This is a genomic window from Kitasatospora sp. NPDC001309 (assembly GCF_042896295.1).
Taxonomy (GTDB): Bacteria; Actinomycetota; Actinomycetes; order Streptomycetales; family Streptomycetaceae; genus Kitasatospora.
On the sequence record NZ_JBIAXC010000057.1, the window covers coordinates 22,828 to 44,485 of the forward strand.

A 21,658-nucleotide genomic window follows, 5' to 3' on the forward strand; every position below is an offset into this window, starting at 1 on the left:
GCGAAGACGCCGAGCAGTGACCGGGCCCTCGGCGTCCAGACCTGCGTTTGTGCTACTCACCAGGGCCGTCATCTGCCGGGTCAAGGGCGGCTACTGGCTGCGGATGTCGGGCATGTCGGACAGAGCCTGCTCCTCAGCGGCACGCGCAGAAATATCTGCACCAAGCAAGAAGCCGAGCGGTGTGGTACAAAACTGCCGGACGTTGGTTACACATGGGTCTCCGACCATGACGGAGATTGCCATGCCCCCTTCGCCGCAACAGCAGCAGGACCGCCAGGCCCAGCGGCGCCTGGCGGTCCTGAGACACGCCGAGGAAGTCACCGGGAACGTCTCGCTGACCTGCCGGTACTACGGAATCAGCCGCAACTGCTTCTACAAATGGCAGCGGCGCTACCAGGAGGAAGGCATCGAGGGCCTGCGCGACCGCTCCAGCGCGCCGCACCACAGCCCGAACGCCACCGACGCCGACATCGTGAACAAGATCGTCTATCTGCGGCAGAACTACCACTTCGGTCCGATGAAGATCCAGATGTACCTCAAGCGGTACCACGACATCGACATCGCCTGCTCCGCCGTCTACCGCATCCTCAAGCGGCTGGGCCTGAACCGCCTGCCGGCGTCCCAGCGCTACAAGCGCCACGACCAGCGTCACACGCGGTACGAGAAGCAGCTGCCCGGCAACCGGGTCCAGATCGACGTCAAGTTCATCGAGCCGATCGGCGTCCCGACGCAGACGGCATCACCGGAACCTGTCCCGGTCACCGGCAAGGCCCCCAAGGTCCGCCGCCGGGCCAAGTACTACCAGTTCACCGCGATCGACGACTGCACCCGTCTGCGCGTTCTGCGGATCTACCCGCGGTGCGACCAGAAGACCGCCGTCCAGTTTCTGGACTACGTCCTGGAGCGGCTGCCGTTCCGCGTCGAGGTCATCCAGACCGACAACGGCGCCGAGTTCCAGTCCGCCTTCCACTGGCACGTGCTCGACAAGGGCATCGCCCACACCTACATCAAGCCGGCCTCCCCGCACCTCAACGGCAAGGTCGAACGCTCACACCGCATCGACGCCGAGGAGTTCTACCGCATGCTCGCCGGTGTCGTCATCGACGACACCGGCGCCCTCAACGAGAAGCTCCGAGAATGGGAGGACTACTACAACTTCCACCGCCCACACGGCGCTCTCGGCGGCCAGACCCCCTATGAACGCCTCAAGCAGAAGACCGAGAGTCACGTGTAACCGAGCTCCGGCAGATGCACACGCGACGATGCCTATCACCGGGCACAGTTCAGTCCTCGCCGCCGCCGGCGGCCATGGTGGAAGGGCCGGACACGATGAACAGAGCAGTACGAGCCAGGATCGCGCACCGAACCGGACGCCCGCGAGTCCGCCGCCCAGCGCCCGTGCGGCGACGCCGCCTTGCGCGCGAACACCGCAGGGTGAAATGTGCGCGGATCGCCGCCCGGCTCCTGGGAGAGCTGATCGGCGGAATCCTCGGATCCTGACAGCACACGCAGCCGATTCCCGCCCCCGGCGCACTTGCGCAGACCTAACCTGTCCCGGCACATGGGGTGAAGCCCGACGCCTGGGCGGCGGGTGGCCCCTCCTGGACCAGGGCTCGGATGGCAGCGGGCCGGGCGCCGAGCCGGCGCCCGTGGACCGGGGTGTCGTCAAAGATCCCGGGCCGGATCGGGCTCGCCGAGGGTGCGGGCGTGGTGGGGGCGGGTCGCCGCCCGCCCCAGGACGTTCATGCTCCTCGGCGTATTCAACCCGACCCGCGCCACCCTCACCGCCCCGCGACAGGACGTGCTCTTCTGACCACGGGCGCGGCCGCTCGCGGGGGTACCAGGCCAATCGCGAACTGTGGTGGAGAAGGTGAAGGGGCGCGGTGTGCACTGCGCGCCCGGCGAAAGGCAGCGATGACGAAAGTCGCGGACCGTGACCGGCTCGTCCGACCATCAACCGCGGACGCCTTCGAAGCGCCGAGCTGGAGGCCTATGCCGCCGCTTTGCTGTAGAGCTGGGTCGGTGCCACTGGCCGCGAAAGCCTACGAGGCGAAGCGACGCACGAGGGGTCTCTCGACGTACCGGTAGACGGCCAGCGACATCGTCACGGCCGCGGCGATCAGGGACAGGGCGATGGCGAAGCCCACCCATGGCGGAAGGCCTGGTCGGATGCCGATGAGGTGGCGGACGGTCATCATCAGGGGCCAGTGGGTGATGTACAGCGCATAGGACGCCTCGCCCAGGGCGAGCAGCGTCGGACTGGGCAGGCGGCCGGCGCGGCCGGCGAGGTCGGCCTGGGCAATCCTGGCGATGACAGCGGCCATGGCGGGTGCCGTCGCCGTGGCCAGCGCGTACTGCGCGGGCAGGAACGGGAGGGCTGCGAAGAAGGCCACGAGGAAGGTGCCGATCGGTAGCCGACCGATGTTCCGCCAGGTGCCGGTCTGGATCATGCGGGCGGTGAGGATGCCGAGGAGAAATTCCAGCAGCCTCACGGGTGGGAAGACGTAGATGAACCACAGGCTGTTCTCGTTGACCGGAAGCCAGTCGAACAGCACGGGCCCGGGGACGAGCGTGGACGCCAGTGGCATCACCAGGATCGCCGCTGCCAGGAGCGGCCACACGATCTGCAGCTGACGCACCGGGATCCTCCGGGCGGCAACAATGAGGACCGGGAAGAGTGCGTAGAAGAACGCTTCGCACGAGATCGACCAGGCGGGGGTGTTGAAGCCGGTGTAGAGGTCGGCGTCCGGTACCCAGTCCTGGATGAGGAGCAGGTTCGCCACGGCCGTGCCCGGCCCGTGCGACGGTGGCACGGTCATCGGTACCGGCGCTGAGGTGAGAGCGAAGAACGCGGCGGTCGCGCCCCATCCGAGCAGGTGGTTGGGGATGATCTTCCACCACCGGCGACGCCAGAACGCCCGTGCCCGTTCGCCGGGCCGGTGGACCCACGTCAGCAGGAATCCGGACAGAACGAAGAAGCCGCTCACTGCGCCGGTGGCGAGAGGCTCGCCCGCGCCGAGTGCCTTCTGCAGGGAGCCGCTGAAAAATCCCGACACGTATGTCACGTGGTACCAGACCACGGCAATGGCGAGGACGAACCTCAGTCCCGTCAATGACGGCAGGCGGCTGGATAAAGGCTGGTCAGGCATGTCGTATCTCGACTCCTGGGGACACGGGTGGCCCCGCCAACCGCCTCCGTGCGGAGGGGACGACTGGCAAGGGGGTTGCGGGATGCTGCGTTGGACATGTAGGTGGAGCCGACCTCGCGTTGCGTGTGCGGGCGGGGTTCAGGGGTGTGGGATGACGGCGGTGGGGACCTTCGAGTGGTGAATCACGGCGTGGGCCACGGGGCCGATGTGCAGGCCCAGCCGGGTCCGGCGGGCGCGTCGCCCGATGACCAGGAGTGAGGCGTGGGCGGAAGCGGTGATCAGAGTGTGGGCCGCTCCGCCGGTCTGAATGTCCTCGGTGACGTCGATCTCGGGGAACCGCTCCCGCCAGTCGGCGACGGCATTGCCCAGCAGCTCGGTCTCCAGGGCGCCGAACTCCTTCAGCAGCTCGGTCTCCGGAGGTAGCCAGCCCGCGTAGCCGTAGCTCGACGGCAGGTCCCAACCGTGCAGGACCCGTAGTCGGGCACCGGTCAGCGCGGCCTCGCGGAAGGCGAATTCGAGTACGGCGTCAGCCGGGGTGTGGGTGTCGAGTCCGACGACGATCTCGCGCACGGGCGTGCTGTCCGGCCAGACGACCTCGTCCGTCTCTTCCGCGCGGATCAGGATCGTCGGGATCTCCGTGCGTGCCACGGTCCCGAGGCCGACCGAGCCGACGAGCAGTCCGCGGAAGCCACCGAGTCCACGGGTGCCGAGAACCAGCAGGTCGCCCTCCGCCGCGGCGGTGGCGAGTTCGTCGGCGACGGCTTCACCGGGGATCAGGGCGGATTTGATGTCCAGGTCCGGGTGACGACCGTGGGCGAAGACGGTCAGCTCGGCCAGCATGCGCTGGACTGCGGCGTGGGGGGTGGTCTGCTCGTCCTTGGCCTCTGGAGCTTTGTCGAGCGCGGGCCCGACGTGAATCAGCCGCAACGGCGTGCCTCGTCTGACGGCCTCATCCGCCGCCCAGAGTGCTGCGGAGCGGCTGCGGAACGAGCCGTCGACTGCGGCGAGAACGGGACGTGCCATGGTCAGGTCTCCCTGCGTGGTGGGTCCGGTGAGGCGCAGCTCCGATACCGAGCTACGCGGAAATGGTCTTCGAGCCAGCTTCGGTGACGGGATGCCAGGCCCTGCTGAAGCGGACCGGTCGGCGACCGGTGGTCCGGTCGGTTGGTGCGGGTGGGATTCTGTCTGCGGCGAAGTCGCTGCGGTTCGCCCCGATCGGACTAGGAACGCCCTCGTCCGAGGTCGCAGACCATTGCCCTTCCGTCGGCTGCGGTGAGCACGACATCGGCCAGCTCCGTGCCCTCGCCGCGCGTGTGGACGGCGTCCGCGCAGCGGCCCGTTGCTCGGATGCCGCCGCCGGCCCTGATGGCGTCCAACTCGCCGTCGACCGTCACCGTGGTGAGGTCATCGCCGGAGGTTGCGATCCGTCCGCCGACCGTGACGCGGCCGATCCGTCCGCCTTGCTTGATGCTGAGGGCGGTGGCCTGGAGCTGGACCTGTTCGCCGCGCACAAGGCTGGTGCCGGTGCCACCCGAGGTCGTCAGGTCGCCGCGGACGTCCAGCTGCGGCAGGTCGCGGCTGACCTGGATGCCGATGGCTCCATCGCCGGTGGTGGCGATGCTGTCGAAGGAGGCGTGCCGCAGAGTGCCGTCGTAGAAGTTGAAGCCACGTGCGCCGGTGCCGTGGGTGGTGATCGGGGCCCGGACGTCGAGCCGGTCCAGGTCACCGAAGTTGACGAAGCCGATGCCGCTCGGCCCGTAGGTGGTGATCGTGGCGGTGGCGGTCCAGGACCGTGCCCGTCCCCAGTTGTCGAGTGCCATGTCGTTGGCGCCGTGGGTGGTGATGGTGCCGGTGTTGAGCACCTCGTCGACCACGGCGCCGAAGGAGAGGAAGACGGCGCCGCTGATCAGGTCGGGCGTGCCGGGCCGGATGCCGCCGTCGGTGTGGATCTGCCCGGTGCGCAGGGTCGTGACTCGGGTGGTGCCGCCGGGGACGGCGGCGTCCTGGTCGGCGTGTCCGCCGAGGAAGATGCCGCTGCCGCGGACCGGGTGAGTGGCGCTGCCGGCGCTGATGTCGAGCAGTTCGGCGGTGATCTCGGTGCCAGGGTCGGGTTGCTGGTTCCAGAGGGTGAACGCCCCTTGGAGGGTGTCGACGCCGAAGCCGTGCGGGCTGTCGGTTCGGCCGCGCAGGTCGGCGGCCTCGACGGTCAGGTCTTCGACGTGAACGTGGCCGGAGCGGACGGCGTCGCGGGCGAGGAGCAGTACCTGTCCGCTGGTGCGCACGCGTCGCAGTGTGAGGGTGCCGAGGGTGGTAACCGTGGTGTCGTTGAGGATGGCCGTCTCGTGCTCGGGGGTGCGGATCGTCACGTCTTCCAGGGTGTTGCCCTGGGTCAGGCGTACGCCCTTGGCGCCGAACTCGATGGTGCCGCCGCGCAGCCGGGTGCCAGGTGGCAGTGTGAGCATCGGCATGCCGCAGATCACGGTGTCGACGTGGATGGCCGGTGCGCATTCGTGGATGGCGGCGGCGAGTTGGGCGGCCGTGGACACGTGCTGCCACTCAGTCACGGTGGCCTCCTGCCTGGCGGGTGCCGGCGGTGGTGAGGCGTATGAGTGCGGCGGTGGTGGAGTCGAGCAGGTCGTTCCAGGACCGGGTGAACTTCTCGACGCCTTCGTCTTCGAGGAGTTGGACGACGTCTTCGTAGGAGATGCCGAGCCGGCCGAGAGTGTCGAGGTCGGCACGGGCCTGTTCGTAGGTGCCGCTGATGGTGTCGCCGGTGATGTGTCCGTGGTCGGCGACCGCCTGCAGGGTGTCCTCCCGCATGGTGTTGACGATTCCCGGTGCGACGAGTTCGTCGACGTACATGGTGTCCTTGTAGGCGGGGTCCTTGACGCTGGTGGAGGCCCAGAGGGGTCGCTGCCGGTTGGCGCCGGCCTTCTCCAGCTGCGTCCACCGTTCGCCGGCGACGAATTCCCGGTAGGCCTGGTAGGCGAGACGCGTATTGGCCACGGCGGCCTTTCCTCGGGCCTGTCGAGCGGCAGGGGTGCCCAGGGCCTTCAGGCGCATGTCGACTTCGGTGTCCATACGGGAGACGAAGAACGATGCCACCGAGTGGATCCCGGACACGTTCAGGCCGGCGGCCCTGGCCTTCTCGATACCGGCGCAGTAGGCGTTCAGGACCTCGCGGTAACGGCTGATGGAGAAGATCAGGGTGACGTTGACGCTGATGCCGGATGCGATCACCTCGGTGATCGCGGGCAGGCCCGCCTTGGTGGCCGGGATCTTGATGAGGACGTTCGGGCGCGCCACGAGGTGGGCCAGTTGCCTGGCTTCGGCGATGGTGGCCCGGGCGTTGTGGGCCAGGCGCGGGTCGACCTCGATGGAGACGTGGCCGTCGCGGCCGCCGGTGGTGTCGAAGACGGGGCGAAGGATGTCGGCGGCGTCGCGGACATCCGCCGTGGTGACAAGGCGGATGGCCTCTTCGGCGGTGACATCGAGGTTGAGGGCGGCGAGTTCGGCGAGCTCGTTGTCGTATTGGTCGCCGTGGGCGATGGCCGTCTGGAAGATGGACGGGTTGGTGGTGACACCCGTGACGTGGCGGCGGTGCACGAGGTCGGCGAGGTTGCCGGAGGTGATGCGGGCGCGGGACAGGTCGTCCAGCCAGATCGCGACGGATTCGTCGGCCAGGCGTTTGAGGTTGTCGGTCATGAGGCTGCATCTCCTGGTGGGGGTCCCGGTCGGCCGAGCCGGGGCGTTTGGGCGGTTGGGCGGACCCCGGGGCGGCGGGGAAGACGGGGCGCTACCCCGGGGAGGTTCGCGCGGAGCAGGCCAAGGCCCTGCGGGGGCTTGGTGGTGAGGTGCTCGGGCGCCGGCTGGGTCAGATCGCGCAGCCGTCGGCCGTGCAGGCGCCGGTGTCGGGAGTGGGAGGTATGCCCTGGGCCGCGACGTCTTCGAGAACCTTGCGGAAGGTGGCGGTGGACTGCGCACCACGCACGGCGAGGCGGCCGTCGAACACGAAGGACGGCACTGCCCGGACGCCGATCCGGTCCGCGTGGCGCATCTCGGCCTTGACCTCTTCGGTGCCGGTGTCGCCGGCGAGGGCGGACCTCACCTTGTCGGGGTCCATCCCCGCCTGCTGGGCGAGTGCGACGAGGGTGTCCAGGTCGGCCACATTGCCGCCGTCTGCGAGGTAGGTTCGCATGAGCGCGTGCTTGACCACGTGCTGGACGCTCGCGTCGTAGTCGCGTTCGGCGAGCCACACGAGTCGGTGTGCGGGCAGGGTGTTGACCGCGAGTGCCCGCTCCAGGTCGAAGTGGAGCCCTTCCTCAGTGGCCACGTCGGCGGTCTGCGCGTGATCGTCGCGGAAGGCGGCGCCGCCACGGGCGAGGTAGTAGTCGAGGAGCGGCTGCGGCTCGTACGGCATGTCCGGGTTGAGCTGGTAGGGGCGGTAGGACACTTCGACATCGGCCTTGCCCGGGAACTCCTCCAGGGCTCGTTCGAACCGGACCTGCCCGATGTAGCACCACGGGCAGGCGATGTCGCTGAAGATCTCGACCTTCATGTGCTTGTCCTCCCTTGTCTCTGCTGCTGTGGGTTATTGAGGTGCTCGGCGACGAGGCCGATGAGGTTGGCCTGGACCGCCGGGTTGGTCTTCGTGGCCAGCCACAGGAGGTGGAAGGCTCCTTCGAGGCGCCGCTGCCGGACGGGAACCCCGGCGGTGGCCATGGCTTGGGCGTACTGCTCGCCCTTGTCGCGCAGAGGGTCGAGTCCGGCGGTCACCACGAGTGCCGGGGGAAGGCCGGTGAGGTCCGGGGCCAGCGCCGGGGCGGCGCGGGGGTCGCTGCGGTCCTGCGGGTCGGGCACGTACTGGTCGGCGAACCAGGCGAGCAGCTCGGTGGTGAGGTAGGGGCCGTCGTCGAATTGACGGCGGCTCACGGTGTCGGCCTGTGGCGGGTACAGGGTATGCGGGACGATCAACACCTGAGTGGCGAGGGCCGCCCCGCCGGTGCGGGTCAGCCGGGCCGTGACGGCGGCCAGGGTGGCTCCCGCGCTGTCCCCGGCGACCGACAGCTTCTCCGGATCGATGCCGAACTGCGATGCGTGGGCAGCGACGTAGCAGGCCGCGGCCTCCGCGTCGTCGACGGCGGCCGGGAACGGGTGCTCGGGGGCGAGGCGGTAGTCGACCGACACCACCACATGCCCGGTGCCGGTGGCCAGGGCTCGCAGGAAGCCGTCGTGGCTGTGGTCGCCGTGGATGACGAACCCGCCGCCGTGGAAGTACACCAGCCCCGGCTACGGCCCCGTGTCGAGGACCGGCCGGTAGACCGTCAACGGGATCGGGCCGCCGGGCCCGGGCATCGTGGTGGTCGTCACCTCGGCCACGGGTGGCGGCGGTCCGATCACCGCGGTGAGAGCGGAACCGGCCCGCGCCTGTGCCGCGCTGGTGGGCGGGTGACCGCTGTTGCCGTGCGCGGCGATGACGGCGAGCGCGGCGCGGGTGTCCGCCGTGTAGTCCGGCACCGCGGGCTCGGCGGTCACGGCTGGTCCGGGGCTTCGGTGGTGCTGATGACCGCACCGGCGGTCAGGGTTCGGTGCACGGGGCAGTGCTCGGCGATCTCCATCAGGCGCCTGCGCTGGTCGGCGTCGAGGTCGCCGTCGAGGCGAATTCTCCGGGTGATCCGGGAGACGAGGGCGCCCGGGTTGCCGTTGTCGCACTCGGCGCGGTCTGCGGCGTGGACACGCTCGTGGCGCAGGGAGACGGTCACCTGGTCGAGGGGCCAGCCTTTGCGGTCGGCGTACATGCGCACCGTCATGGAGGTGCAGCTGCCGAGGGCGGCGAGGAGCAGGTCGTAGGGGCCGGGTCCGGTGTCCTGGCCGTCGGGTTGGGGCTCGTCGGCGGCCAGGAGGTGCCGGCCGGCTCTGACCGACTGGCCGTAGGGCCGGACTCCGTTCTCGGCCACGACGACGAGTCCGCGCTCCAGTCTTCCGAGGCAGGCGGACAAAGTGGTCACCGGTGGGGTGGTGGCGTGTTCGGTCATGACGGTGTCTCCATGGGTTCGTCGGGGTGGCGGGGTGTCACCTGGTCGCCGTCACGCCTTGGCGGACGCGGCCGGACCGGGTCGGGTGTAGCGGGTGGCCCAGGCGGCGAGGACTGCGGCGATGTACTCAGCGTCCGCACGCTCACTGAGCAGGTGGTCGGCCCCTGGCAGGGTGACGTAGGACTTGGGGTGGCGGGCGGTCTGGAAAATCTGCCGTGCGTTGTCGACGCTGACGGTCCGGTCGATCGGTGAGTGCATGACGAGCAGGGCCGCGTTCAGGGTGCGGATGCGCATGGCCTGGGGCTGGGCGAGGAGGTCGTCGATGAACTGCCGGCGGATACGGAAGAGCCGGCCCGCCAGGCCGACGTCCGCTTCGCCGTGCCGGGTGATCTCCGCCTGCTGGGGTGCGAATTGGCGGACCACGTGGCGGGGTTCGGCCGGGGTTCCGATCGTCGCGACCGCCCTCACCTCGGGGATGCAGTGGGTGGCGGCGATCACGGCGGCGCCGCCCAGCGAGTGCCCGATGAGCAGGGACGGGGCCCGGTGGTTCTCGCGGAGGTGGTCGGCGGCGCGGACGACATCGGCGACGTCGGAGCTGAAGGTGCTGTCGGCGAAGTCGCCGCCGGAGTGGCCGAGGCCGGTGAAGTCGAAGCGCAGCACCGCGAGGCCGTACGCGGTGAGGGCTTTGGAGATGCGGGCCGCGGCGTGGCTGTCCTTGCTGCAGGTGAAGCAGTGCGCGAACACCGCGTACGCCGTCGGGGTGCCCGCGGGCAGTTCGAGGGTCGCCGCCAGTGGCGCTCCCTGGGAGCCCGGGAACGTGAGGTTGCTGCTGGGCCTGGTCACCGCCGTCCTCCTTCTTCGTGGTCTCGGCCCTGGACGCCGGCCTGCCTGTGCGGCGGGCGGCGCGGGTGGGCTGTCAGAAGGCGTGGGCCGGGGCGTTGACCTCGGCCAGGACGACGAGTTCGGCCAGCAGGGCGCGCAGCAGGCTCTCGGTGATGTCGTCGCCGGTGAAGTTGCCGTCTGCGTCGAAGCGGTGGTGGGACTGGAAGACGGTGACCTCCGGGTGGGAGACCACCGGGGTCTGGACGCGGTGGAGGATCTGGCGCAGGACGAGCTGGCCGCGGGCGGTGCCGAACTGGGAGGGGGAGGCGCCGAGGATGGCGGTGGGCTTGCCGCGCAGCGCGTGCTGGCCGGCGGGGCGGGAGAGCCAGTCGAGGGCGTTCATCAGGACGCCGGGGATGGCGGAGTTGTACTCGGGGGTGGCGATGATGACGCCGTCGGCCTCCCGCACGCGGCGGCGCAGGTCGGCGACCGCGGCGGGTTCGGGGCCGCTTTCGAGGTCCTGGTCGAAGTAGGGCAGGGTGCCGAGTCCGTCGTAGAGGTCGATGGTGACGTCGGCCGGGGCGAGGGTCTGGACGGTGCGCAGCAGGCCGGTGTTGTGGGAGGTGCGGCGCAGGCTGCCGGAGATGGCGAGGAAGGTCAGGTCGGACATCGCGGGGGTGCTCTTTCGGTGGCTGCGGGAGGGCGGGGTGGGGCCGGCCCGGCACCGCGGTCGGTGCGGGGCCGGCCTGTGGTCCGCGGTGGCGTGCGCCTTGCAGGGCGACGACGTGGGCCCGTGGACGGCTAGGTCACATCGGGTAGACGGGCTGGTGGGCGCGGACGGTGATCCAGCGGGTCTCGGTGAAGGCCTCGATGTTGGCCTCGCCGCCGAAGCGGGCGCCGGTGCCGGACCAGCCGACGCCGCCGAAGGGGATGAGGGCGTCGTCGTTGATGGTCTGGTCGTTGATGTGCACGAGGCCGCTCGGGATGCGCTCGGCCAGGTCCAGGCCGGCCATGACGTCACGGGTGAGGATGGCGAGGGAGAGGCCGTACTGGTCGTCGGCGGCGAGCTGCGCGGCCTCGTCCACGGTGGTGAAGGTGCGGATCGGGACGACGGGGCCGAAGACCTCGTCGGCGTAGGCGGGTGCGTCGTCGGGGACGTCGACGAGGACGGTGGGGCGGTAGAAGAGGTTGTCGTAGGTGCCGCCGGCCAGCACGCGGGCGCCGGCTTCGATGCTGGCGGTGACCTGGGAGTGGATGAGGTCGCGCTGGTGGGCGTTGATGAGGGGGCCGAGGTCGACGTCGGAGGCGGCGGGGTCGCCGACGGTGAGCTGCTCGGCCTTCGCGGCGAGGCTGGCGGTGAACTCCTCGGCGATGTCGGCGTGGACGAGGATGCGGCCGGTGGCCATGCAGACCTGGCCCTGGTTGAAGAAGGAGCCCCACGCGACCGTGGACACGGCGCGGTCCAGGTCGGCGTCCGGGAGCACGATCATCGCGTTGTTGCCGCCGAGTTCGAGGTGGGCGCGCTTGACGCCGCGGGCGGCGGCTTCGCCGACCTTGCGGCCGGCGCCGGTGGAGCCGGTGAAGGAGATGACGCGCACGTGCGGGTCGTCGACCAGCGCGGCGCCGGCGGCGCCGTCGCCGGGGACCATGGTGAGGACGCCCTGCGGCAGGCCTGCCTCTTCGAAGATCCGCATAATGATGACGCCGCCGGACACGGCGGTGCGGGGATCGGGCTTGAGGACGACGGTGTTGCCGAGCGCGAGGGCCGGGGCGACGGAGCGAATCGCCAGGATGAGGGGCACGTTGAAGGGCGAGATGACGCCGACGACGCCGGCGGGCATCCGGCGGGTCATGCTCAGGCGCGGCTCTGTGGAGGGCATGACCTGTCCGATCGGGTGCGAGCAGAGCACGGCGGCCTCGTAGCACTCCTGCTCGGCCTGGTCGGTCTCGAAGACGGCCCGGGCGCGGGTGCTGCCGCTCTCGCGGATCAGCCAGTCCTGGATCTCGGGCGCGGTGGCGGCGAACAGTTCGGCCGCGCGCCGCAGGATGGCGGCGCGTTCGGTGTGCGAGATGGCGGCCCAGGCGCGCTGGACCTCGGCGGCGCGGGAAGCGGCGCGGGCGATGTCGTTCGCGTCGCCGGAGCCGATGTGCTCCAGGGTCTCTCCGGTCGAGGGGTTTATGACGGCGGTCTTGCCTCCGGCGGCGTCGTGCCAACCGTCGATGTTGATCTTTCCGGACCACAGGACGGGGTCGAACAGGTTCATGGCTTTCCTCGAAATCGTGGTGAGTCCGCTCAGAGGGCGGGACACGTGGTGGTTGAGCGGGCCGGGGACGGCCCGCCCGGTGGCTCGGGGGTAGCGGCCGGGCGGGCCGGGTCCGCGCGGCGGGCCCGGCTACGGGGGTGCCGGTCCTGCCGCGCGGAGTCACAGGGTCAGCGCGTGGCGCGGTACGCCTGCTTGATCACGTCCGTGACCGCGGCGGGGTGGCTGACCATGACGGCGTGGGAGCTGCGGACCTCGGTGACGTGGGCGCCGGCGCGCTTGGCCATGAAGCGCTCCAGACTCGGGGCGATGGCGTGGTCGTTGGTGGCGACCACGGCCCAGGACGGGATCGTCTTCCACGCGGCGTGCTCGGCCGGCTGTCCGAACGCCTCAGCGGCGATGGGTCGCTGGGAGGCGGCCATGAGGGCCGCGGTCTTCGCGTGCACGTCACCGGCGAACGCGTCGGCGAACCTGGCAGGGTCGAGCATGACCTCGGTGCCGGTGATCCCGTCGGGCCGGGTGAACTGGAACACCTGCTGCGGCAGCGGCGGCACGCTCGCGTCCGGGTGCTTCTCCAGCAGCCCGCCAAGCGTCTCGCCCTGGTCAGGTGCGAAGGCGGCGACGTAGACCAGCGCCTTGACGTCGGGGATGTCGGCTGCCGCGTTGGTGATGACGGCGCCGCCGTAGGAGTGGCCGACGAGGATCTTCGGGCCCTTGATGGCCTTGAGCAGACCCTCCAGGTAGGCGGTGTCGTAGTCCAGGCCGCGCAGCGGGTTGGCGATCGCCTGGACCGGGAAGCCCTGGTGGCGCAGCTGGGCGGCGGTGTCGTTCCAGCCTGAGGCGTCGGCGAACGCCCCGTGGACGAGCACCACGGTGGGCTTGGGCGCCGAGGTGCCCTGGTCCTCCGCGACGGCGGGCGACAGGGAGGTGAGGGAGGCGACCACCGCCGCCGCGGTGGCGGCGACTGCGGCGGCACGACCGGTGTGCTTCTCGGTGCTCATGAGATTCCTTGCATGTTTCATGCGGCGCACGCCGCGAATGGATGGCCGGACCGCGTCTGCTTCCGCTCCCGGCATGGGGATGGGCGGCAGCCTTGTATCTGCTGCCCCAGTGGCGCGCTGTCCCGGTGGAACAACCATGCACCACAAGTTTCGTTACAGTCAATTAGTGAAACTAAACTGCTTACTGCGCGACCCGAAACTGGCTAGTGTTGATGCCGACAGGAAGGGACATGCCGTGAGCAGCAAGGACCAGACGACCGCGAGCCGCACACGCCGCCCGCGCCCCAAGGCGGGGACGGAGGCGGCCGCGCCCGAGCAGGAGCGCACACCCCACCCCGGTGGCAGGCCACGGGACCCGGCGATCGAGGGGGCGATCCTCCAGGCCACCCGCAACCGCCTGGCCACCGACGGCTACTCGCGGATGACGATCGGGGACATCGTCGCCGACGCCGGCGTCACCCGCCCGACCCTCTACCGGCGCTGGCCGAACAAGTACGAGCTGGTCGTGGACGCGCTCCACTACGGCCTGCAGCAACGGGAGGCCGCCTTCCCGCCGATGGAGCTGGAGCGGATGACTCCCCTGGAGGCATTCACCGAGGCCGTCCGGCGCCTCGACCCCCGGGCCAACAATGAGCGCGCCATGGCTCTGATCGGCAACTTCATGGGCGAGACCGAGCGCGAACCGGGCCTGTTCGAGCATCTCATCGAGCACGGCAACAAACCGCGCTGCGAGGAACTGCTCCTGACCCTGCGCCATCTCCAGGACAAGGGTGCGGTGCGCCGTGACGTCGACCTCGACACGCTGGTCAGCCTGTGCCTGGGCAGCTACTTCGGTGACTACCTGCGCACCGGCCAGAAGACCCCCCGCGACCTGGCCGACCGCGTGGTGGCCACCATGTGGCCAACGATCAGGACGGACGAGCATGAGTAGCCTCCATCAGGCGGAAAGACCGTGCCGACTCCTGGATGCCGGGCACGTGCGGCAGCCGTGAGACGGCGACGCGAAGCGGGGCCTGCGCACGCCCGGTGCGACGACGCGCGCAGGCATCCGCAGTCAGTCGCCCTCGGCCGCCGCAGTGATCAGGCGGGCGATCTCCTCACTGCGCCCGAACATCGCGGCGTGGCCCGCCGCAACCTCCACCGAGACGGCGCCGATCCGCGCCGCCATCTCCCGCTGCCCCCACGCCGGTACCATCCGGTCCCCCGTGGCGACGGCGAAATAGCACCGCACCGCCTTCCAGCCCGGCGGGCCCGCCTTCTCCGTCAGGGCGGCCAGCGCCACCGGCCGCTGAGATGCCGCCAGCCCGCTCGCGGTCTCCGCGTCGACATCGGGCGCGAACATGGTGCCGAACTGGCTTGGATCGATGAGCAGTTCGATGTTCGGCAGCCCGTCGCACCCGGGGATCTCGCCGGGCGGAACCGGCAACGGCAGCGGCTGGGTGATCCTCGCGGCCGGTCCGCCGTACCTCGCGTCCAGGTCCGAACAACTCTCCCCTTCCTCGGGAACAAACGCCGCGACGAACACCAACGCCGTGACGTCGCCCAGGCCGGCGGCCGCCTCGGAGATCACCGCGCCGCCATAGGAGTGGCCGACCAGGACGACCGGCCCCGGCACGCTGGTCAGCAGACACCGCAGATAGAGGGCGTCATGGCGAAGCCCGCGCAATGGGTTGGCGATGGCCACCACCGGATAGCCGCGCTCCTGCAGGATGCGCGTGACCCCAGCCCAACTGGAAGCGTCGGCGAACGCGCCGTGGACCAGCACGATCGCAGTCCTGTTCATGTCACTGCCTTTCTGGGGATCGGTCGATGAAGATCCGAGCGGACTCGGCCACCTGGTCAATGGGCTTCGATGTCGCGCCTGGAAGTCGCAGGGACGGTGTTCGCCGACGTTCGTCCACGCAAGCGGCGGCATCATCCGGCACAGAAAAGATCGCGGAGCCGACTTCCGGCGCGATGATCACGCCCGCAAGCCCCATCGCGGTCGCGACGAGCATCGCGTTCACCGATGCCGACAAAGGACTCCGCGAAGTACCCGCCCACTCACTGAGGGCCATGCCTGCTCCTTCCCTGCCGCTCGCAGCGCCGACAGCTGATTCACCCGATGGGCAGTGCCCAACGAGGACACTCGACCGGCCGCATTCGCTTCGACTAGCGCTTCCGGATCGCCGGTGAACTACCGGGAGCCCGGTGAGTCCTCGATCACAGGCCCCCGCCACTCGCTACGGGCGAGGCTGGCGACAGGGCTGCGATCCTGGCCGTCGGTCACGCAAAGCGATGCACACACGGCTTGCCTGACGTCCCCTCATGACCGGTGCGTCGTAGCCGTGATCACACTCTCCCCGCGCCACTGAACGCCGACTGAATGCCCGCCGAACGCCTCGGTCGCACGACGACCGCAGGCAACAGCCCGCCCCCGGTTCGCGCCCCTGGACCTCGGCCGGGGCGGCGCAATTTCACAAGATCATCACCGCGACCACTACGCTGACGAAGTTTCGCTACACACATGTCGAAGTTCGGAGGACCCGTGGGTCACATCGAGGCACCCCGGTGCTCGCCCGACGCGGTTCGGTTCACGCTCCTCAGCGGAGTCGAAGCGCACCGCGGCGGCCAGCGGCTGCACCTGGGGCCGCCGCAGCGCAAGGCGGTGCTGTGCGCGCTTGTCTTCCGCCGCCGCCAGTGGGTGTCGGCCCAGAGCCTCCTCGACGCCTTGTACGAGGAATCCGTCCCGGCCAGCGGCATCGGCGTGATCCAGACCCACGTGGCCGGACTACGCCGGGTCCTCGAGCCCGAACGCAAACCGCGCACCCCACCCGCAGTACTGTTGTCCGGCCACGGCGGCTATCAGCTGCAAATCGGCGGCGAGCAGACCGACCTGGGCGAGTTCGACCGCCTGGTCGCCGAAGGCGAACGCTCCCGCGACCGATCCGACTTCACCGGCGCCGAACAGGCCTACGCCCGGGCGCTACGGCTGTACAGCGGCGAACCGCTGGCCGGCATACCCGGCCCCTACGCCGCCATGTGGCAAACGGCCCTGACTGAACGCCACCTGGCCGTCCTGGAAGACAGCCTGGATGTCGCCCTCACCCTGGGCCGGTGCGACGCGGTCATCGACAAGTTGCGGGTGCTGACCACCGAACACCCGCTGCGCGAACGCTCGCGCGCCCTGCTCATGCGCGCCCTGCACCTTCGCGGGCGTCAGTCCGACGCCCTGGAGGTCTATGCCCGGACCCGCCGGCTCCTCGTGGACGAGCTCGGCGTCGAGCCGGGCCACGAACTGCGCACTCTGCACAGCCAGATCCTGTCCGGCCGCGCTCCGGCGGCAGACCTGACAGCACTCCCCGACCCCGTCAGTGCAGCCGCGCCGACCGCCACTCCGAGCACGCCTGGCAAGACCTCCCCCGACCAGCCCCCGCTGACCGACCGTGAGGAGCAACTGGCCACCATCCTCGCGTCGGCCGAACGTGCCGCGGCCGGCGAAGGCGGCCTGGTCACGGTCTCCGGACTCTACGGACACGGCAAGTCCCGGCTCCTCGACGAAACGGCATTCCGCATACCCGGCACACGACGGGTCAACCTCCCGCCGACGACCGCCGCAGACAATGAACCGCTCGGCCTGCTGGCCGACATCCTCGGCAGCCTCGGTCTGCGTCCGGGCGAAGGCGGAGCAACTCTCCAGACCCTGCATGCCGGAAGAACAAACCACGAACTGGCGGACCTGGTCTTCCAATCCCTGGCCGGCAGTGCTGCCGGCCAGCAACTCGTGCTGCTCGTCGACAACGTCACCTTCGTCGACGAGCAGTCGCTCCGGCTCCTCCAGATCCTGGCGCAGCACTTGCGCACCTCACGGGTCCTCCTGGTGCTCGCTCTGGAGGAACAGCCGTGGGATCCGGTGGCAGTCCAGTGGAACGCCGCACTGGAGAAGGCCGCCTCCGCGGTCCTGCACCTGGGCAAGCTCAACGAGTCCGCGATCACCGAACTCGTGGCCGGCCGTCCGGGCGTGGACCGCCCCGAGGAACTCGCCACGAGCATCCACCAGGCTACGGCGGGCATCCCCTTGACCGTCGTCGCGCTGATCACCGATCAGTCGAATCTGCCCGACCCGCAGAACGTTCCGGCGTTTCCACCGGAGGGCCGGTTCACGCGGGCGCTGTCGCAGGTACTGGAGCACTACGAAGCCAAGCGTGCGATGCTGCTGCGGGCTCTGGCCGTGCTGCACGACGACCGGCCGACGCTTGAGGTCATCGCCGCGGCGTGCGAGGAGCCCGTGGCGTCTGTCCGGGACAAGTTCGAGCGCATGGTGACGGTCGGCATGCTGGCCTCGGTCAACCCCCCGCAGTTCCGCCACCCCGTGGTCGCCAACGCCATGCGATGGCTCATCACACCGCAGGAGACCACGCGCTTTCGCGTCGCGGCCGCCCAGCACGCCCGACTCTCCGGGCACAGCGCCCGCCGGATCGCCCACTACCTGGACGACCTCGCCGGCCCGCAGTGGTCCCACTGGACCTCCGTCCTGGTGGAGGCCGCCGATGAGTGCCTGCGTGACAACCTGGTTCAAGAAGCCCTGCGCCACCTCCAGGCCGCCCTGCGGGTCGCCGCCCCCGAGGAGCGCGACACCGTCCTCGTCAAGCTCGGGCAGCTGGAACTGTGGGTGAACCCGGCCGCGTCACTGGCCCACCTCGACGAGGCGCTCAAGACGCAGCGGGCCGCGAAGACGGCCCCCACCGCAGTGATCCCGCTCGCATGGACCATGGCCTCGCACCGCCAGGCCCAGGCCGCGCTCGCGCTCATGGACGAAGTGATCGCCGAGACCGAGCGGCAGTACCCGACGACGGCGAAGGCCATCCGAGCCTCCGCCTGGATGGTCGGTGCGCTCACCTACGAAGGCTGGGCATCGTACGTACAGCGGCTGCGTGCCGAGCAGACGGCCGGCACCGGCGCCCACGACCCCATCGCGGCCGCCGCCCTCACCTGGGATGACGCGTTCAACGTCCGGTGCAGCGCGCAGGAAGCGATGGCCCGCTTCCCCTCAGAGGGCAACGAGGACGGGGCGTGGGGGAATCTGCCTCGGGAGGTGGTCGGCATCCTGACCCACATCGCCGTGTGGGCCGATGACCTCACCCTCGCCGCCCAGCTCAGTGACCAGAACGATGACCGATATTTCGGCACCATCGACATCTACCGGCGCGTCCTGCTTTCGGAGATCCTCATACGCTGCGGCGACTACCAGAGGGCACTGGACGAGTGCGCCCCGGTGGCCGGCCTGCCGCTGGATCAGGTCCCGCGGCGCCCCGCCGCGCTGGTCGCCCAGTACGCCCATGCTCTGCTCGGCCTGGGCCGAGTCGACGAGGCCGAGCAGTGGCTGGACAGTGTGACCGAACACGCGAACCCCGAGGCATGGGAGTGGACGGTCGTGAAGTACGTGCGCGCCCTGATCTGCTCGGCCCGCGGACAGGCTCGCCAGGCCGCCGCACACTTCCTCGACTGCGGCCGGCGCAACGCCGCCTGGGGCCTGAACAACCCCGCCTACATCGCCTGGCGCTCATCCGCCGCGATGGAACTGCTCAAGATCGGCGAACACGAACGCGCCCGCGAACTCGCGGCGGCCGAACTCGCCATCGCGCAGCGCTGGAACACCCCCTTGACCATCGGACGCGCCTGGCGGGCCGTCGCACTGACCTCTCCCGAAGCCGTCACTCTGCCCCTGCTGGAGCAGGCCGTCGGCCACCTGCGCCGCAGCGAGACTCTGATCGAACTCGTCCCCGCCCTCTTGGACCTGGCCCGAACCTGCGTCAAGATCGGCGACACCCGGCGTGCCCGCGAGCTCCTGCTGGAGGCACGCGGCCTTGCCGACCCCCGAGGCATGGCTCTGCTCACCATCCAGATCGACGCCCGACTCGATGAGATCCCCCGGCCCGACGACGCGGTGCCGACACCCTGACGGCGGCGTTGGACCGACGTTGAGACGGGATTCAGCCTGCCCGAACAGGGTGGATCCATGAACCTCCTCACAACGGCGGCCAGGCGCTCGGTTGTCCCACACAAACCGCGTGTCGACGCGCCCATGGAATCGTCCGCCCGCACCACCACCTCGCGCGGGCGGACGAAGGCCCGTCCTCCGAAACCTGGGACGCCGGTGAGTTGCCCCGCGCCAGGCCTCCTGCCCGCCCCCCTGGGCTCCGCCGCTCTCCACATGCAAACCCCGCTCGCCGCCGTCAGCACGCCGAGGCCCGCCTACGGCCCCAGCGCCATGGCATGCGAGCGCCCCGGCGAGCCGGCCGACCTGCCGGAGATGCCCGACCCGTACGCCGTCCGCTATCGCGACGCCCGCGACCTCTCCCGGACCCTGCTGGGTCGGCTGACGGAGCTGGAGAAGGACACCCCGGCCCACTCCCACGTGCGCGGGGCACTGATCGAACTCAACCTCTCCCTCGTCAGGTTCGCCGCCCGCCGCCTCGGCACTCGACCGGAGACATACGAGGAGGTCCTGCAGGTCGGAACAATCGGCCTGATCAACGCCGTCGACCGCTTCGACCCGGCACGAGGCGTGGAGTTCGCCAGCTTTGCGATGCCCACCATCGTCGGCGAGATCAAGCACTTCTTCCGCGACTCCACGTGGGCTGTCCACGTGCCCCGACGCCTCCAGGACCTGCGTTCCACACTGGCCGACGCCCGGGCCCACCTCGAGCAGAACCTCGGACGCACCCCGAGCATGGCAGAACTGGCCGAACACCTCTCGATCGGTCCAGCAGACGTCTCTGATGCGCTCACTGCCGCCAACGCCTCCACCGCCGCCTCGCTTGACGCACTCCTGGACGCCGGGTCCCGACAGGCCGATCTCGAGCGCGGTTTCGGCTTCGACGATGCCCGCTTGCCTTTGGTCGACGAGCTTCTGTCGCTGCGCCCGTTGATCGCCGGCCTCACCGGACGCGAGCGCCTGATCCTTCACTTGCGCTTCATCGAGGAACTGCCCCAGACCGCCATCGCCCAACGCCTCGACATCTCGCAGATGCAGGTCTCCCGACTGCTCTCCCGCATCCTTTCCACCCTGCGCACCGGCCTGATCGGCGAGCAGGCTACGCCCCGCCCCTGAACCGTCCACGGGCTTCGAGAGCAGCGGCAACCGAGTGCCCGTGGAGCCGGGGTTGGCCGGCGACCCGGCTCACTGAGCGTCCACCGCCTCGTCCGGTGTTGCAGTCAGGAGCCGCTGGTGTCGAGCTCGTCGAGGACGTGTCGGGCGATGGCAAAGGCCGTGTTGGCGGCGGGGACACCGCAGTAGACGGCGGTCTGCAGCAGGACCTCGCCGATCTCCTCACAGGTCAGGCCGTTGGTGAGAGCGGCGCGCACGTGCAGGGCCAGCTCCTCGTGGTGGCCTCCGGCGACCATGGCGGTGAGGGTGACGCAGCTGCGGGAGCGTCGGTCCAGGCCCGGCCGGGACCAGATCTCTCCCCAGGCGTAGCGGGTGATGAAGTCCTGGAACTGTGCGGTGAAATCAGTGGTGCGTGCCACTGCCTGGTCGACGTGGGAGTCGCCTAGGACGGCGCGGCGCACCTGCATGCCTACGGCGTGCCGGTCGGCTGCACCGTCGGCGGAGGCCGCAGTCGTGGCGAAGTGGGCGTGGAGGGCGGCGGTGACAGGGCCGGGTTGTTCGACGCCGGCGAGGTGGGCGGCCTCGCGCACCTCGGTGAGTGCGGCGTCGGGGATGTTGTCGGCGAGTTGTCGGGCGTGGGCCGGTGGGGTGGCCGGGTCCTGGCGTCCCGCAACGACCAGCGTGGGCGCGGTGATCCGCAAGAGATCGTCGCGCAGGTCGTAGTCGGCGAGGGCGTCGCAGCAGGCGGCGTAGCCGGCAGGGTCGGCGGCGGCCAGGTCGGCGAGCAGGGTCGCGCCGTACGGGGTGGCGGCGGTGGCCGGTTCGGCGAACCAGCGGCTGGGGGTGGTGGCGAGCAGCGGTTCGGTGCCTTGCTCGCGGACCAGGCGGGCCCTCTCGTGCCAGGCGGCGGGTTCGCCGAAGTGGGCGGAGGAGCACATAAGGGCGAGGGTGGAGATGCGGTGGGGGTGGTGGATGGCGAGGTGGGCGCCGATGGCGCCGCCGAGTGAGATGCCGGCGTAGTGGAAGGCGGGCCAGCCGTGGTGATCGGCGAGGTCGAGCACGAGTTGTGCGAGATCGGCCACGGTGGTGGCCCCGGGGGCCGGGTTCGGCAGGACGGTGGTGGGCGTGCTGCCGTGGCCGGGCAGGTCGAAGCGGAGCACCCGGTGGGTGCGGGCGAGTGCGTTCAGCTGGGGAGCCCAGACGGCCAGTGAGGTACCCAGCGAGGGGCCGAGGATCAGCGGCGGCGCGTCGGTGGGGCCGTCGAGGTGGTGGTGGAGCAGACGCGGGTGATGACTCACGG

The 21,658-nt window shown here is 70.1% G+C and carries 19 protein-coding genes; 4 read left to right on the forward strand and 15 right to left on the reverse strand.

Going from position 1 to position 21,658, the window contains the following annotated elements; genetic code table 11:
• Positions 1 to 241: 241 nt before the first annotated feature.
• Positions 242 to 1,234: an IS481 family transposase gene (locus ACFY2K_RS37835; RefSeq protein ID WP_380641727.1), complete on the forward strand. Its 993-nt coding sequence runs from the start codon at positions 242 to 244 to the stop codon at positions 1,232 to 1,234.
• Between the two features lie 808 nt (positions 1,235 to 2,042).
• On the opposite strand, the gene ACFY2K_RS37840 is transcribed toward ACFY2K_RS37835, so the two are convergent.
• The 12 genes from ACFY2K_RS37840 to ACFY2K_RS37895 form a co-directional block, all read right to left on the reverse strand.
• The gene (locus ACFY2K_RS37840) at positions 2,043 to 3,149 is read right to left on the reverse strand and encodes an acyltransferase family protein (RefSeq protein WP_380526008.1); all 1,107 of its coding nucleotides are present in this window, start codon (positions 3,147 to 3,149) and stop codon (positions 2,043 to 2,045) included.
• 138 nt (positions 3,150 to 3,287) lie between these two features.
• Positions 3,288 to 4,172 carry a universal stress protein gene (locus ACFY2K_RS37845; protein WP_380526010.1) on the reverse strand — a complete coding sequence of 295 codons (885 nt, stop codon included), beginning with the start codon at positions 4,170 to 4,172 and terminating at the stop codon, positions 3,288 to 3,290.
• A 197-nt stretch (positions 4,173 to 4,369) separates the two neighbouring features.
• Positions 4,370 to 5,713 (reverse strand): hypothetical protein, encoded by a 1,344-nt coding sequence (locus ACFY2K_RS37850; RefSeq protein ID WP_387717182.1) that lies wholly within the window; start codon positions 5,711 to 5,713, stop codon positions 4,370 to 4,372.
• A complete protein-coding gene (gene tal / locus ACFY2K_RS37855) occupies positions 5,706 to 6,854 on the reverse strand; it encodes a transaldolase (protein WP_387717184.1) in 1,149 nt (382 codons plus the stop codon). The genes ACFY2K_RS37850 and tal overlap by 8 nt, the downstream gene beginning before the upstream one ends.
• Positions 6,855 to 7,023: 169 nt before the next feature.
• Positions 7,024 to 7,707, reverse strand: coding sequence for a DsbA family protein (locus ACFY2K_RS37860; RefSeq protein ID WP_387717186.1), 684 nt, complete (start codon positions 7,705 to 7,707; stop codon positions 7,024 to 7,026).
• Positions 7,704 to 8,429 (reverse strand): alpha/beta hydrolase, encoded by a 726-nt coding sequence (locus tag ACFY2K_RS37865; protein ID WP_387717188.1) that lies wholly within the window; start codon positions 8,427 to 8,429, stop codon positions 7,704 to 7,706. Before ACFY2K_RS37865 ends, ACFY2K_RS37860 begins: the two co-directional genes overlap by 4 nt.
• A 9-nt stretch (positions 8,430 to 8,438) precedes the next feature.
• Positions 8,439 to 8,684: a hypothetical protein gene (locus ACFY2K_RS37870; protein ID WP_387717190.1), complete on the reverse strand. Its 246-nt coding sequence runs from the start codon at positions 8,682 to 8,684 to the stop codon at positions 8,439 to 8,441.
• Positions 8,681 to 9,184, reverse strand: a complete 504-nt coding sequence (locus ACFY2K_RS37875; RefSeq protein WP_387717192.1) for an OsmC family protein — start codon at positions 9,182 to 9,184, stop codon at positions 8,681 to 8,683. The genes ACFY2K_RS37870 and ACFY2K_RS37875 overlap by 4 nt, the downstream gene beginning before the upstream one ends.
• Before the next feature lie 51 nt (positions 9,185 to 9,235).
• Positions 9,236 to 10,027 carry an alpha/beta hydrolase family protein gene (locus ACFY2K_RS37880; RefSeq protein ID WP_380526021.1) on the reverse strand — a complete coding sequence of 264 codons (792 nt, stop codon included), beginning with the start codon at positions 10,025 to 10,027 and terminating at the stop codon, positions 9,236 to 9,238.
• A 73-nt stretch (positions 10,028 to 10,100) separates the two neighbouring features.
• On the reverse strand, positions 10,101 to 10,676 hold the full coding sequence (locus tag ACFY2K_RS37885) for an NADPH-dependent FMN reductase (RefSeq protein WP_380526022.1): 576 nt from the start codon (positions 10,674 to 10,676) through the stop codon (positions 10,101 to 10,103).
• Positions 10,677 to 10,812: 136 nt separating this feature from the next.
• Complete coding sequence (locus tag ACFY2K_RS37890) at positions 10,813 to 12,270, reverse strand: benzaldehyde dehydrogenase (protein WP_380526024.1); 1,458 nt, start codon at positions 12,268 to 12,270, stop codon at positions 10,813 to 10,815.
• Between the two features lie 167 nt (positions 12,271 to 12,437).
• Positions 12,438 to 13,268 (reverse strand): alpha/beta fold hydrolase, encoded by an 831-nt coding sequence (locus ACFY2K_RS37895; protein WP_380526026.1) that lies wholly within the window; start codon positions 13,266 to 13,268, stop codon positions 12,438 to 12,440.
• A 235-nt stretch (positions 13,269 to 13,503) separates the two neighbouring features.
• On the opposite strand from ACFY2K_RS37895, the gene ACFY2K_RS37900 reads away from it, so the two are divergent.
• The gene (locus tag ACFY2K_RS37900; protein WP_380641733.1) at positions 13,504 to 14,199 is read left to right on the forward strand and encodes a TetR/AcrR family transcriptional regulator; all 696 of its coding nucleotides are present in this window, start codon (positions 13,504 to 13,506) and stop codon (positions 14,197 to 14,199) included.
• A gap of 123 nt (positions 14,200 to 14,322) precedes the next feature.
• Here ACFY2K_RS37900 and ACFY2K_RS37905 read toward each other — a convergent pair whose 3' ends face one another.
• Positions 14,323 to 15,051 (reverse strand): alpha/beta fold hydrolase, encoded by a 729-nt coding sequence (locus ACFY2K_RS37905; RefSeq protein ID WP_380526030.1) that lies wholly within the window; start codon positions 15,049 to 15,051, stop codon positions 14,323 to 14,325.
• Between the two features lies 1 nt (position 15,052).
• Positions 15,053 to 15,325 (reverse strand): hypothetical protein, encoded by a 273-nt coding sequence (locus ACFY2K_RS37910; RefSeq protein ID WP_380526032.1) that lies wholly within the window; start codon positions 15,323 to 15,325, stop codon positions 15,053 to 15,055.
• A 470-nt stretch (positions 15,326 to 15,795) separates the two neighbouring features.
• On the opposite strand from ACFY2K_RS37910, the gene ACFY2K_RS37915 reads away from it, so the two are divergent.
• A complete protein-coding gene (locus tag ACFY2K_RS37915; protein WP_380641736.1) occupies positions 15,796 to 19,209 on the forward strand; it encodes a BTAD domain-containing putative transcriptional regulator in 3,414 nt (1,137 codons plus the stop codon).
• A 252-nt stretch (positions 19,210 to 19,461) separates the two neighbouring features.
• Positions 19,462 to 20,361, forward strand: coding sequence for a SigB/SigF/SigG family RNA polymerase sigma factor (locus ACFY2K_RS37920; protein WP_380526035.1), 900 nt, complete (start codon positions 19,462 to 19,464; stop codon positions 20,359 to 20,361).
• 104 nt (positions 20,362 to 20,465) lie between these two features.
• Here ACFY2K_RS37920 and pcaC read toward each other — a convergent pair whose 3' ends face one another.
• Complete coding sequence (pcaC, locus tag ACFY2K_RS37925) at positions 20,466 to 21,656, reverse strand: 4-carboxymuconolactone decarboxylase (protein ID WP_387717196.1); 1,191 nt, start codon at positions 21,654 to 21,656, stop codon at positions 20,466 to 20,468.
• Positions 21,657 to 21,658: the final 2 nt, after the last annotated feature.

Bases quoted from the DNA above. Each gene is read 5' to 3' on its own strand.
- ACFY2K_RS37910 (WP_380526032.1), bottom strand. From the start codon at position 15,325: ATGGCCCTCAGTGAGTGGGCGGGTACTTCGCGGAGTCCTTTGTCGGCA.
- ACFY2K_RS37845 (WP_380526010.1), bottom strand. From the start codon at position 4,172: ATGGCACGTCCCGTTCTCGCCGCAGTCGACGGCTCGTTCCGCAGCCGC.
- ACFY2K_RS37885 (WP_380526022.1), bottom strand. From the start codon at position 10,676: ATGTCCGACCTGACCTTCCTCGCCATCTCCGGCAGCCTGCGCCGCACC.
- ACFY2K_RS37920 (WP_380526035.1), top strand. From the start codon at position 19,462: ATGCAAACCCCGCTCGCCGCCGTCAGCACGCCGAGGCCCGCCTACGGC.
- ACFY2K_RS37840 (WP_380526008.1), bottom strand. From the start codon at position 3,149: ATGCCTGACCAGCCTTTATCCAGCCGCCTGCCGTCATTGACGGGACTG.
- ACFY2K_RS37895 (WP_380526026.1), bottom strand. From the start codon at position 13,268: ATGAGCACCGAGAAGCACACCGGTCGTGCCGCCGCAGTCGCCGCCACC.
- ACFY2K_RS37835 (WP_380641727.1), top strand. From the start codon at position 242: ATGCCCCCTTCGCCGCAACAGCAGCAGGACCGCCAGGCCCAGCGGCGC.
- ACFY2K_RS37905 (WP_380526030.1), bottom strand. From the start codon at position 15,051: ATGAACAGGACTGCGATCGTGCTGGTCCACGGCGCGTTCGCCGACGCT.
- ACFY2K_RS37890 (WP_380526024.1), bottom strand. From the start codon at position 12,270: ATGAACCTGTTCGACCCCGTCCTGTGGTCCGGAAAGATCAACATCGAC.
- ACFY2K_RS37860 (WP_387717186.1), bottom strand. From the start codon at position 7,707: ATGAAGGTCGAGATCTTCAGCGACATCGCCTGCCCGTGGTGCTACATC.
- ACFY2K_RS37875 (WP_387717192.1), bottom strand. From the start codon at position 9,184: ATGACCGAACACGCCACCACCCCACCGGTGACCACTTTGTCCGCCTGC.
- tal (WP_387717184.1), bottom strand. From the start codon at position 6,854: ATGACCGACAACCTCAAACGCCTGGCCGACGAATCCGTCGCGATCTGG.